Genomic DNA, 14,425 nt, shown 5'->3' on the forward strand with positions numbered 1-14,425 from the left:
TTGAATAACAGATTAGTTAAAATGCTGTGCATGATAATGTGTACAGCTTTTTTTATTGCTTTTTTTCCTACGATTTTCAAGATAGATGCAGCAGGAAGCTATACATCTCTGAAATATGAAAAGGGTGGTATGGAGTTTTTTGACAAGACTATATACGACAGCTATAAAAAGAATAATCAGTTGCCTACACTTCCCAGAGAAGGTGCGGTACCATTTTCAATAAAAAAGGGTACTAATACATATTATCTCAACTACAGGCTGTTCACACAAAAAAACCTTGTAGTATATGGTAACTACAAAAGTGTTCCAGGAAACTATTTTAAATGCGGCTATCAGCTACATAATGATTTAGATAATAAAATGCCTGAAATTGAATATGACGGTGGTTACTTCTTAAAGCCTGAGGGAATCTCCTGCAAGGGAAAGGAGCAGAACCCCGAAACCCATGGAGACAAATGTAAAACGAATAGGGGAGAGTGGAAGTATCTGGGCTTTGATGCAAATGGCGAAGTATTCAGCAATATGTGGATGATAAATGTAGCAACAGTAACTACCTTCAGAGAGCGTAATTGGATAAAGGAGCCTTGGAGTGATAAAAATGAAGTAAACAAAAGGCTTACGGCTAGTACGAGTACATATAACAATGCAGCATATAATGATTCACTGCATTATAATCATCAGACAGTACAAAAGCTAAAAGACTGGATGTACAATACCTTTAATTCAGTAAATAAGTTTTCCGGAATACCGGACGGGAATGGACACTATGACCCAAATGTTTATCAATACCTGTATGTACAGTCTGCTCCGACAATCCAGTATTCCGGTAGCGGAAAGATGTGGCACGTAAGGCCGACTGGCTCTATCTGGTATCAGACGTTTTCAATACCAATACTGAAAAATAACAAGTATGATTTACCGGTAAAGTGCTACGTAACACTCGCTTCTTCCTTGCCAAGTATACCTGAAAGCGGAGAACAAGACAGTCAAAGGGTACGGCTTCAATTCAAAGTTCAAGGAGTTTTGGAAGATGATGAGTATTATAAGGATTCTGTTACCAGAAGTGCATTTTATACGAGACAGGATATAAAAAACTGGGATTTAAACATTGATAAAATCGCAGGCCTGCAGCTGACTGATGAGGAAAAGAAATCAGTTACAGTAGTACCAAAGAGTGCAGCTGATAACCAAGGTACCGCAACTATTACAATAGATATAACTGTAGCAGACATAAAAAAACTGCCAAAGTCAGGAGACAAATATCAATTGGTAGTGGAAGCTACTGCAAAAGTTGCATATAAGGATACACACTCTCAAAAGGCAGAAGGTAATAACAAGTTTCTTACAAACAATTTTAAGGCACTGGTAAAAAAAGAATCCTTAGTAATTGATATACCTACACTTCAAATTCGTAATCACATAGGAGAAACTGCATTTGACGGGGTTCCATTCCGGGATGCAACAGACAGTACCGATATGTCAGCTGTTAAAAGTACCGAGCTATATATTAATGGTGAAGCCGTTGACTATGACAAATTCTTTTCAGGCTCTTACACATTTCCGACCACATCTGATAAAAACGGATACTTCGCCGAGGTTATCTGCAGATACAATCTTGATAAAAGCAAGATTGTATTAACCGGGATACCGGAAGAAAAAAAGCAGGAGATATTGAGTGCTGCCGTGGTCGAATATGTATCAACGGATTATGTATATGTATACCCAACAAAGCCAATTGCACAATTTAAGCTTTCATCAAACTCTTGGAAACAGAACCGGATAATAAATGTTGAAAATACCTCCGTTGACGGGAACATACAACTGGTCCTGGACAAATATCCAATAGTTGAATACAGATGGTCTTACGGTGGCGACACTACTCACCTGTACAAAGGTACAGATAGCGACTTACGAAAGCAACTGCAATATAAAGAACCCGGTTCTTATTCCTTGACTCTTGAGTGCAAGAACACTCTGGGAAAATGGTCTGACCAATATACGGTAGAATTCCAAGTACTTGAGGACATTGCTCCGAATATAGAGCTGAACCTAGCTGACAGCGTAGTAACAAGAAATGATCAAATAAGTGCCTGGCACTATGACGTCAACAGTACAGACGGAGACAGAGTTACTGCTGCCAAGATAGAACTGTGGTATGACAACGACAACAACGGCAGTGTTGACACATTGATTCAGAAATGGAATGGTCTTGGTGATTTCCCCAAATATTCTCCAACACAGCTCGGATACTATAAATTCTTTATATTTGCCCAGGATGAGTTTATTGGAGTAAATGGACAGGATACACTATGTCAGTATGTTACCGAATCGGATAAAAAGTCAGCAAGTCTGGAATGTGATTTTTGGGTAGATAACTATCAACCACTTTCAGATATATATGTTGATGCCCCTATTGCAAGGCCTAACGTAGATTTGTATATCATGAGGGATAAGGAATTAGCACAGGATAAATACGAATACATTACGAGCAACCAAGTGGCAATGGAAAATGCTTTGCTGGGCAGGAATATAATTCCCAACATTAATATATGGGACATGAAAACTTATGAATATTCTACTCCGGCAAGTATATCAAGCAATACCGGAACAAGCTATCCTACAAATGAAATCCCATATACCAGTGCCGGTTACTCTGGAAAGCTGCAAAGGACAAGTGTAACAGATAATGGTGGGTATCATGATTTTGGCCATTATGAAACTCGGATGGAAACCAAGACTATAAGTTCCGGTGGTGGTTATTCTTCCGGACATGGGTATGGTGGTTCAACCCCATCATCGAGCATTTCCTACAGTGATGGGGAAGGCTATACAGGTAGTATGTCTATTCAAAACTATGTATACACAAGTACTCCTTGTGGACATCCCATAAGCCCTACTCATGGAGAAGGATATTTTAACTGGACAAGATCATGGTCGGGATATTCGGGAACCGCATCAAGAACAGTTTCGTACTGGGTTCCCAATATGCAGTGGGTTGCCAATTACATGGGATACTACAGCGGTACTATTTATAAATATGTACGTCAGCCTTACACTGATACGTGGCGAGGGAATAGCAGTAAATACATTCTATATATAAGTGATGGTAATATATCAGAACTTTCAGACTTCAATTCAGCTGCAGCAAAGACCGATGCAAAGGTTATTCTGGCAGGAACATACGACATACAGAAGCAATATCCGGACTGTGCAAAATTTATAGATGCAACAGACAAGACAGTTCAGGAGATTTTGAATGAAGCTCTGGAATACATTTCAGAGGAAACGCCGGAGATTGAACAGATATATCTTCTTCAGAATCAACAGTTTACTCTGAATGTCGGCGAAGATGACCTTGAAAATGATGAGATCATATCAGGCGAAATGCAGTATGTACAGGATAAGGACTATTTTGACAACCCTACAGGACAGGAACCCGATACCCAAACTGATTTCAACTCCGATACAGGATGGAAAGACGTTATAAAAAATTCATTTTCCAATGTAGGAAAGTACCAGATATACAGAAGAGTAAAAGACAAGCCTTCCGGTGCAAATGGAGAGAATTACTCATATTACAGCGGAGCTACAGAGGTTGACATATATATACACAGAAGGCCTATTGCAGATGCCGTACTTGATTGGAAATATGATTCTCAAACAGGAGCATGTAAAACAATCTGGATAGATAAATCCTACGACCTTGACCATAACATATCACGGGCAGATACGGACAAGGGTATTGTAGAAAGAAAAATAATGTTTCGCAAGGACAGTGGAGAATGGCAATACTTTATACCTGATACGCTCACATATGGCTCGTATGACGTAATTTATTACGTAAAGGACATGGAGGGTGCCTGGTCTGATCCCTGGACTTATCATTTTACCTTGGATGATAAACCTCAGTTTACTGCTTCAGCTAGAGCTTATGATTCTGCGTTCACTCTGAAAAGCATCCCGGCGTCAGAATACATTGAAGGGTATAACCTTTGGACAAGGCAGCCCAATCCCGTTCAGCTTGAAATAAATCTGACCCCGACAGTTTTAGATTTACCCTCAACAAAGACAGTTAACTATCAAGAAGGTGTTACGGGTACACAAGCAGGGCAGGATATTAATTGGAAAAACCAGATTCTACAGATTCCGGATATCTACCCGGACGGAATAAGAACTTTTACGATTACTGCCAGAGATAAGCTAACCGGAGCTGAAACACCCAAGACGTTTTCAGTTAATGTGTTTACTCCTATTAATTTGGTGCCTGCTCTTGGAGGAAAGACACTAAATACAAATGTTCAGACAAAAATCTATGCTACAACTACCAGATACCCCTATGTAACAAGGGTTAATATGCAATATGGTACTCCTTATCAGTCCTATACTTTGAATATGACACCAACACCGGATGGAAATATAAAAAGCTGGGCGGTAAATTACACGGTTCCCGACACTGTGCCTGACGGAACATATACCGCACAGTTTACTTCCATCAATCCCAGTGGTAAGGCGGAAACAAAATATGTTACATACAAAGTTAGCAGAAACCGACCTCCGGAGGTAAATATACTGAAAATATCACCGCAGTTCATTTACGAAGGCGATAGTGTTTCAATGACATTTGAAGTAACAGACCCGGACCCGGAACAGGTGCTAACCTCAAAAGTAACAGTGAAAAAAGGTTCAGAGGTTGTATATTCAGCAGAAAATGTCTCTATAGTAACAAACGGAGAAAAGAAAACATTTACAATGAAAACACCCAAGCTAACCGAAACGGGCACATACACAATAAGCATTACCACAACAGACCAGTACTTTGCGCAGGATGAGGATACAACGACTTTTACAGTACATGGGCTTACAATAAAGGGATGTGTAAATCACACACCTACATGGAAAACCAACTGGGACAAATATAACAAACATCTTGCCGACAAGGGAAAAGCCACATATGGAAATGATGCATTTTTTAATGATGAAAAGTATGTGTTAAGTGCAGTTACAACAGACATCAATTCAGGAAGTACTGTTACAGTATCAAATGTAAAGGTAAAAATATTAGAAAGAAGCTACGGCCCGGTTTCACTGGCCAGCCAAACTACCAATACTTTTAAGGGTGAAATGTGGAACGAGGATATGAAGAAAGACCGATGGAAAGGTACATATGCTACCTTCGTTTTTACGGTAACTTATAGTAATGGCACAATCAAAACAGACACTGTAAAAACCTACGTAGTGAATGATGACTATTGGAGAATCAGGATGGCATTTTAAGTTAATTATGAAAAGGAGGACTGTTAGCATGAAATCTACAGGAATAGTAAGAAGGGTTGATGAACTTGGAAGGGTAGTAATACCTAAAGAGACAAGACAAATATTTTCTATTAGCGAAAAAGATTCTTTAGAAATTTTTACAGATGAGGATATGATACTATTAAAAAAATACTCTCCCGGGTGCCTATTTTGCAACAATGTCAAAAATCTTACGGTATACAAGGGTAAGTACATATGTGGAGAGTGCAGGCAGGATTTAAAAACAAAATAATAACAGGTTGTTTTTTTGGTGGCAGAGTTAATAATTCTGTCACCTAATTTTATATCAAAACGAGAGGTGGTTTAAAAATGGATTTAATAACAATTATTTTCCCCATATTAGCTGTAATAGGCGGTGTTATAGCACTGTATGTAATAAACAAGGGTAATGTGAAAACGAAGAATAATTCACCGGTAAGCATTAACAAAGGTGCAAAAGCTTCCAAGAATAAAACAATGGAAGAAATCACTGCACAAGAGTTTGTCAATGTCAGGGACATTACGGACAAGTATTTGTATACCAGAGATGGGTTTGTATTTTCATATATCAGGATATACCCCATATCTCCGGATTTGCTGTCTAGAAGAGAAAAAAGGACATTGACCAGGCAGCTTACAGCGGAACTTTCTGCTGAGACTGATAGATTTGGTTTCCTTGCATTAAGCAGACCCGTTGATATCTCACCTCTGGTGAAGGAATACAGTGAGTTGCTTTCGGATACCAATGATCCGGTACAGAAAGAAATATTAAAAAGTGAAATGCAGGCCATGAGCAACTATGCATTGTCCGGTGAAGTTGTTGAAAGGCAGTTCTATATAAAGATATGGGACAAGTATTCAGAAGGAGTGGAAAACGAACTTCAAAAGAGATGTTTCACGCTATTAGGATATTTTACATCTTCAAACATAAACGGAGAAATCCTGATTGAGGAAGATATAATCCGTCTATCAAACCTTATTACCAATCCAGCATACGTTCACATAGAAAATACAGATGTCAGAGCTTCCATGCCGATTATTGAAAGTCTGGCAGCTGCAGCGAAGGAGGAATAATTATGTCAAGAAAAAATACTGAAGAAATACCCGTAAATGGAGCATTATTAAATAGCATTACGCCTATTGGTATGGAATTTAAGAAGAATACAATAACTGTAGGTGAAAGCATGGGGAGGGTATACGGGATAGTCAAATACCCTCAGTCTGCTGACTACGGCTGGCTGTCAAAACTCACCAATATACCCTCAACAGTAGCCAGTATTACATTTACACCCGTTGATGATTCTATTTTTCTGGAAAGTCTGTCAAATACAATAAAACAAAAACGTGGTGAAGCCGAAAGTGCAAAAGATGCCTTAACAGCCTCTAGGGCAAAACGTGCTGCTGACGATGCTGAAAAAATGATGATACAGGTAGACCAGCATGGTGAGAAAATAGGTGCTATGAGTTTGCTTGTGGCACCGCTGACACGGGATGAGAAGCTTCTCAAAAAGGCATGTCAGAAGGTAGAGAGTGCAATAGCCGTTGCCAAGTGTAAAGGTAGGCTTTTGTCCAGTCTCCAGAAGGAGAGCTTCAAGCAATTATCACCTTTTTATACATCTAACGAAAAGATAGAGCAGATTACTCAAAGAATACTGCCTCTATCCAGTTTCATAGGTGGCTTTCCATTTGCATCTACAGGACTCAATGATGGTCGAGGGTATTATTTTGCAAAGGATGCATCAGGGGGATTGGTTGTTGTAGACCCGTGGATGCGTGGAGGCGATAGAACCAATTCAAACATGGTAATAATGGGTGTCGGCGGAGTCGGCAAAAGTACTGCTATAAAACATATTATCATGGCAGAGTATATGCGTGGAACTAAGATAATCATTATTGATCCGGAATCAGAGTATAAGGAACTTACACGAAACCTGCAGGGTGACTGGCTCAACTGCGGCGGGGGCATCAAAGGGAGGATAAATCCGTTGCAGATAAAGCTGGTTCCCAAAGACGATGAGGATGAAGACGGCGAAAGGCTATACAAGGATGAAGGAAATGGCATGGGTGCGTTGGCCCTTCATATGAAAAGCCTGGAGATATTCTTTAAACTATACAAACCTTCATTTACCGACAAGCATATGGCACTGATAAAAATGTGTCTTATTGAAATGTACGAAAAATTCGGAATAACCTGGGATACAGACGTAACCAATCTCAAAAATGAAGATTATCCTATATTCACTGATCTGAATGAAATCATCGAAGAGAAAAAAACCAGGGAGCTAGACCCAAATCTGAAATCTTTATACGTAGATATATCATTACTTTTGCATGACCTTATTTTTGGATCTGATCAATTCCTATGGAACGGACACACAAGCATAAGTACCCAAACCAGATGCGTATGCTTGGATACACATGATCTTCAGGATACATCGGACAATATAAAAAGTACTCAATATTTTACAATCCTTCAATGGGCCTGGGAACAAATGACCAGAGACAGGGACGAAAGAGTCCTTCTGATTTCAGATGAAGCCTATCTGATGATTGACCACAGAGTGCCGCAGTCACTGATATTCCTTAGAAATGCCGTAAAAAGAGCCAGAAAGTACGAAGCAGCCATTGCAATAATCTCACATTCAGTAGTAGATTTTCTTGACCCAAGTGTCAAAATGTATGGTCAGGCATTGCTTGATATACCCTGCATAAAAATCTTGATGGGAACCGACGGTAAAAACCTTCAGGAAACCAAGGAACTATACAAACTTACGGAGGCCGAAGAAGAACTTTTGGCAGCCAAGCGAAGAAAAGTAGCACTACTAATCATTGGCTCAAAACGCCTTCAGATAGAATTTGATTTGCCGGAATATAAGATGAAATATTTCGGGAAAGCGGGAGGAAAGTAGAGGTGAGCTATATTGGCCATAAATCCTGCACTTATAAAAGCAGCAGTACAGGTGGTAGCGAGTGAAAAAGGGCGAAAGGGACTTGTGGTTGCCATATTCGTACCAATAGGTATATTAATGCTGATAATATGCTTTATTTTCTACATACTTACTTCACCGTTTCAATTTCTTACTGACAAATATAGTTTATCTGCTGATGAGCAGACTGCAATACAAAATGCCCAAACAGATTACGGATTTTATTTGATGCCGGAAAATAAAGTATTGGACAGGGGAGGCATATGCACATATCCCACTGAAGGAACAACCGGAAGCAGGGGATTCAGCCCTACACCTGTACATCATCCTGTTCTCGGAATCTCAAGACCACATTGGGGACAGGACTTTAATACGGATTGGCATTCAAATGTATACGCTATTGCCGATGGTCAGGTGTACAACATGGGTGTAAATGATGAAGCCGGAATGTTTTTAGTCCTGTATCATGACGTAAACGGAAAACAATTCTTTACTCGGTATCTTCATTTGTCAGCTATACATGTACAGCAGAACGGCCGGGTAAGACAGGGAGATGCAGTTGCTTCAGAAGGCGGTGAACCGGGAAAGGATATGTATCCCGGAACATCAACGGGACACCATTTGCACTTTGAAGTAAGAGAAGGTAGTACTTACGGTAGTGCCGTACCAGTAGACCCCAAATTGTACATAGACCCTGTACCTATTGAAATATCCTGTTTGTCCGGTAAAGGCAATATAAAAGTCAATATCACAGGGGGTAGAGATAGGGGATACGAGGTAAGCAATGATGGTGGTATAACTTGGATTGGTACATTTGAAAAGACATATACTTTCAGTAACCTTAATTCCGGCAGCTACAGTGTGGTGGCCAGAGATTGGTCGTATCAGGATAATATTTCAAAGGTGTCCGTTGTAATCGTAAATTAGGGGGGAGAAACTTGAAAAATAGCACAAGCAAAGTGTTTGAGCTGCTGTTCTACGCAGCACTCAGCATAATTTTTATAGTCCTGTATTTTATAAATAAGCCGTATGACAATAAGCCGGTACACGTAGATAGTCCGGCAAAAACAACAATAGAAAGTCAGGTGAGTCCATATGATGCTGTACCTATGCAGCCATAACAATGTCAATCTCTTTGATTGGCTCAATGAATCCAGTCTGGTAGATCAGCCCTTCATGCTAAAGAAAATATCTTCAACCCAGTTGGATTTATCCGCATTTGCTAAAAAAGAAGCAATAAGCATTAACTACTATAAATACCTTGCAATAGATTTAAGTACAGTTGTAAACGATAGCGAAACTTTTAAGCTTGCAATACAAAGTATTCATATAATGAACCCAAAGATAAAGTTTCTTTATGTTGATATAGGGAATAAGACCAGTGTATTGCAGGAGGTTCTTAAAACTTTTGGAGATGTACCGGTTATAACAGAAAATCCGGAAGAAGATATGTCACGGTTCAAAACACAGGTAACAGCCGGATTACAATACACACAGGAGTTCTTAGATACCGAAAAAGAAAGGCAGGATAACGCAAAAATTGCTTCAAATACTACATCACGAATAAACGAAGATTCCAAGAAACGAGAAGCTAAAAAAGAATACATATTCAAAAATCAGAAAGTCATGGTGGCTGTAATAAATGCTTACCAGAGAGCAGGAGCAACAACACTCAGTATAAATATGGCTGCGTATCTCAATTCTATTGGTGCAACAGTATCATGGGTGGAATTAAGTGAACTGGGGCATCTGGATAAGATAATAAACTCTACACCCGGTTTTACAGCCGTAACAGAAACCCGTTTTGAACGTGAGGGTGTAGTGTATTTTAAAGGTGAGATACCTGAAGAAGTAAACTTTGTAATAAATGATATGAGCAGGGTTATCCAAGATGAGAGTAGTGAAGGGGCGTTAGAATTTGCAAAGAACTGCAATATAGTAATACTCTGTGGGACAAGCAAGCCATATGAGCTGCAGGAGATAAAGGAAAAGATAGAGCTGCTTCAAAAGTATGGTTGCCACAAAATAAATCTTTCCCTGTCATTTACACCGGAGAAGGAAAAAGCTCACTTGGCTGATTTATTCGGAAACAAGCATGTCAGCGTATATTTTAACGAATACACTCCTGATATGTTCGCAGAGGATGTAAATAGTGAAGTATTCCAAAGAATACTTCAGGAATATATCACAGAGAAAACAAATGATAATATGGTTAAACTTTTTTAAATTTATCAAGGCTCCATGATTATAACGGTCATGGGGCCTTAACAATTACTACAGAAAAAATGGAGGCTTATATAAATATGTACATGAATGAGGCTTTTGACAGTATTTGTTTTAAAGGAAGTATCGTATCCCAAAGTGCAAGGTTCGTATATCTTTGTCTGTGCAAACATGCAGATAATACTAATCAAACCTGTTTTCCATCCCTGAACAGAATCGCTCAGATAGTGGGCAAATCACTCTCAACAATCAAGAGGGCCATGAGAGAGCTGTGCAAATACGGAGCAGTTGAAAGGACTCCACGATTCAGGAAGGACGGAGGTCAAACCTCAAATTTATACAAAATAGTTCCTTGTAATTTTGAAGAAGTGACAAAAAGTGAAGATGAAAATACGGTGGGGCAAGACCAAATTGAAATGTGTGAGACACTTCATGATGATATTTCTTATTCAGTACCTGAAGTTAATGAACCGGCTCGTGCATGTACGACATATATAGATAAAAATGAGCAGGAGAACAGAGAGCAAAAGGACGATGAAAACAATTCCTGTAAAGAACCAGAGGCAAATACTATTGATAACATGGGACATGTACATATTTTCAATGAAACTACAGAAAACACTTCCAACGGCTTTAAACTAAGTAAATATATAAATAGTACAAAAAACAGAGTGTCATATTGGTTTGAGTTCCTTAATCAAAAATTTAACAGCGCTAATTTAATTATTTTTAAGAAAAATGAACCGGGGGGAGGTCATGAGCGCCCCCCCAGGAACTTATCCATTTAACTAGGGTTACTGAAAAAGAAAGTATGTATATTTATGCAGGTAATAGTTATCATAACCTTAAAAAACATATACAATGCTAAAATCATAGTTAAAAAATACTAATCTTATAAAAATTAATAGAATAATATTATCTTATATAAATTGACATAAATTACAAATAAATGTTACAATGGAAAACATTATCTTTGTTATTATCTTGAAGGGAGTATTTTTATGTCAAAAAGGGTAAGGTATTTATCGGCTTTATTATTAATTTTCTTTGTAATTCAAACTAATTTATTTACGGTAGTTTATGCAAATCAAACAAATAATGTAGTTATGGAAGTTTCTGTTCCAATTCTATCACTTTCAACAATTAATGTTACAGATACAAGTGTTGAATTGGTATGGACTACTAAAAATAATAGTATTACTGAAGTATCATACGATATTTATCGGAATGAAAGCATTATAAAATCAATCGAAAGTTTTACATATACTGATTTGGACTTGGTTCCGGATACAACCTATCAGTATAAAATTAAGGCTAAAAATAAAGATGGAATAATAGTTGCGGAAAGTAATGTATTAAGTGCTACAACCAGTGTAAAACAAGGACATTTGCAAAACGAAACTAAAAAAACTAATACCGGGACTACACTTCCATCCGAAGAACTAATTAATGCAAATACTATAGAAACTCAAACGCTTGATTCAAGTTCTAATGGGGGTAATTTATCTTCACCAAAAATAGAAGGCCCAATAATTAAAGTTTCCGGAGGAGAATCCCACACTCTTGCATTAGAGAGTGACGGGACAGTTTGGGCATGTGGGGAAAATGATTATGGTCAGCTTGGAAATAATAATACGATAGACATAAATTCACCAATACCAGTGGAGGGATTAAATAAAGTTAGTTCTATTAGTGCCGGTAAGTATTACAGCATGGCACTAAAGTCTGATGGAACAGTTTGGACATGGGGAGAGAATGATTATGGTCAATTGGGAGACGGAACAACAGCAACAAGACTTTCCCCGGTACAAGTACAGAACCTTTCTGGAATTATTGCGATATCAAGCGGGAATTCTCATAGCTTGGCACTGAAGGATGATGGAACGGTTTGGGCATGGGGGGATAACGAGAGTGGTCAATTAGGAGACGGGACGACCAATTCAAAATATATACCATCACAGGTACAAGGACTTTCAGGTATTGTTTCAATCTCATGTGGGTTTTATTATAGCATGGCACTAAAAAATGATGGAACGGTTTGGGTATGGGGAGACAATACTTCTGGTCAATTGGGGGATGGAACAACGACTGACAGGAATACAGCAGTACCTGTAAGCGGACTTGATGGAGTAATAGCAATCGCATGTGGGGTTAATCATAGTATGGCACTAAGAAATGATGGAACGGTTTGGACATGGGGGTTCAATGCTTTTGGTCAATTGGGGGACGGAACAAAAGTATCAAAGAATACAGCAGTACCGATAAGTGGGCTTGATGGCATAATAGCAATAACATGTGGGACTAGTCATAGCATGGCACTAAAAGATGACGGAACGGTTTGGGCATGGGGAGACAATCAATATGGTCAATTGGGAAACGGAACATTTATATCTAATACAACGCCATCACAGGTAAGTAATCTTAGTGGGATAAAATCAATTTTTTGTGGATACAGTACCAGTTTTGCTTTAAAGCCCGACGGTACAGTGTGGGCATGGGGTAATAACGAATATGGAGAGTTAGGAAAAGGGTTTACAACAAGAGTGATATATCCAACAGAAACATTAAATATAGGTGATATTAAAGCCATTAGTATAGGAAGTAGTCATTGTCTCGCATTAAAAAATGATGGGACAGTCTGGGCATGGGGAGATAACCGCTATGGACAGCTTGGAGATGGAACTACAACAATAAAATCATTACCGGTACAAGTGAGTGGAATCTCTGGAATAACAGCAATTTCAGCGGGTGGATCTCATAGTCTTGCATTAAAAAGTGACGGTACAGTGTGGGCTTGGGGACAAAATAATGTAGGACAATTGGGAGATGGAACAAAAGAAGATAGGAATACTCCTGTACAGGTAAGTGAATTAAGCGGGATCACTGTCATTTCAAACTGTATTTACCGCAGTTTTGCATTAAAAAACGATGGAACGGTGTGGGTATGGGGAAGTGATTCTTATAATTTACCACTAGAAAAAATGACAATGCCCATACAGATAAGCGGGTTGAGCGGGATAATTGCTATTGAGTGTGGAACTTATCATAATCTTGCATTAAAGAATGACGGTACAGTGTGGGCATGGGGAAAAAACAATTTTGGTCAATTTGGAGATGGAACAACAACAACAACGAATATTCCTGTACAGGTAAGCGGATTGAGTGGGGTCAAAGCCATTGCTGTGGGAGGAAACCGTAGTATTGCACTAAAAAGTGATGGAACAGTCTGGCAATGGGGTCGTATCTTGGTCTCAGTTTCCCCAAGCACAGTAGAAACATGGACAACAGCTAGGCAGGTAGACGGTTTGAGTGAAATAGTTTCCATTAGTAATAATGTAGCATTAAAAAATGATGGTAAAGTTTTCACATGGGGAGCGAACGATTATGGTCAACTTGGCGATGGAACGACAACGGCAAGGGTAACAGTGGCACCGGTAAGTGGACTGGAAGGAGTGGCAGGAGTTGCAAGTTCAGATACTACCTCAATGGTTTTGATGAATGACGGAACAATCCGAGCATGGGGTAAAAATAACTTTGGACAGTTGGGCAACGGAGAAAGAGGGTTTTACGATTATGCTGAATACTCATTTGGTAGTACTAATGGAGCTATCCCTATTTCGGCATCATGTACAGCGGTATGTACAAAAGATAGAGAATTTAATCTCGTTCTTAAAATCAAAAACATAAATGATTTTACCAAACGCTCTTTTACTATTACATATGATGGTAATGAGATAAGCACCGTATCTGATTTAAGCAAATTTACATTTGTTAAGGAAAAAGGAATTGGAACTATAGCTGATACCGGAATAACAGTCTTAGAAAATGCCCCTGGTATTATAAGATTTATTGTTGATAAACCCATACCGGTTGACAAAAGCTGGTCAGGAATATTAAATATCATAACTCTTAAAGCTGCTGTCAGCGATAACGTTGTATTGCATTTTGATGCAAATTAAAAATTGAAGCAATTGAAAATGGAG

At 38.8% G+C, this 14,425-nt stretch carries 9 protein-coding genes; all 9 read left to right on the top strand.

The window, feature by feature from the left end:
• A complete protein-coding gene (locus tag CLO1100_RS06760) occupies positions 1–5,274 on the top strand; it encodes a hypothetical protein (RefSeq protein ID WP_014313010.1) in 5,274 nt (1,757 codons plus the stop codon).
• Between the two features lie 28 nt (positions 5,275–5,302).
• The gene (locus CLO1100_RS06765) at positions 5,303–5,545 is read left to right on the top strand and encodes an AbrB/MazE/SpoVT family DNA-binding domain-containing protein (protein WP_014313011.1); all 243 of its coding nucleotides are present in this window, start codon (positions 5,303–5,305) and stop codon (positions 5,543–5,545) included.
• 77 nt (positions 5,546–5,622) lie between these two features.
• Positions 5,623–6,366 carry a hypothetical protein gene (locus CLO1100_RS06770; RefSeq protein WP_014313012.1) on the top strand — a complete coding sequence of 248 codons (744 nt, stop codon included), beginning with the start codon at positions 5,623–5,625 and terminating at the stop codon, positions 6,364–6,366.
• Positions 6,367–6,368: 2 nt separating this feature from the next.
• A complete protein-coding gene (locus tag CLO1100_RS06775; RefSeq protein ID WP_014313013.1) occupies positions 6,369–8,201 on the top strand; it encodes an ATP-binding protein in 1,833 nt (610 codons plus the stop codon).
• 12 nt (positions 8,202–8,213) lie between these two features.
• Complete coding sequence (locus CLO1100_RS06780; protein ID WP_014313014.1) at positions 8,214–9,146, top strand: M23 family metallopeptidase; 933 nt, start codon at positions 8,214–8,216, stop codon at positions 9,144–9,146.
• Positions 9,147–9,157: 11 nt separating this feature from the next.
• Positions 9,158–9,340, top strand: coding sequence for a hypothetical protein (locus CLO1100_RS06785; RefSeq protein ID WP_014313015.1), 183 nt, complete (start codon positions 9,158–9,160; stop codon positions 9,338–9,340).
• Positions 9,315–10,445: a hypothetical protein gene (locus tag CLO1100_RS06790; protein ID WP_014313016.1), complete on the top strand. Its 1,131-nt coding sequence runs from the start codon at positions 9,315–9,317 to the stop codon at positions 10,443–10,445. The genes CLO1100_RS06785 and CLO1100_RS06790 overlap by 26 nt, the downstream gene beginning before the upstream one ends.
• Positions 10,446–10,522: 77 nt before the next feature.
• The gene (locus tag CLO1100_RS19965; protein ID WP_014313017.1) at positions 10,523–11,230 is read left to right on the top strand and encodes a helix-turn-helix domain-containing protein; all 708 of its coding nucleotides are present in this window, start codon (positions 10,523–10,525) and stop codon (positions 11,228–11,230) included.
• Positions 11,231–11,443: 213 nt separating this feature from the next.
• Entirely contained in the window at positions 11,444–14,401 is a 2,958-nt protein-coding gene (locus CLO1100_RS06800) for an RCC1 domain-containing protein, alpha-tubulin suppressor (RefSeq protein ID WP_014313018.1), read from the top strand.
• The last annotated feature ends 24 nt before the right edge of the window (positions 14,402–14,425 follow it).

Source organism: Clostridium sp. BNL1100 (assembly GCF_000244875.1).
GTDB lineage: Bacteria > Bacillota > Clostridia > Acetivibrionales > DSM-1351 > Ruminiclostridium.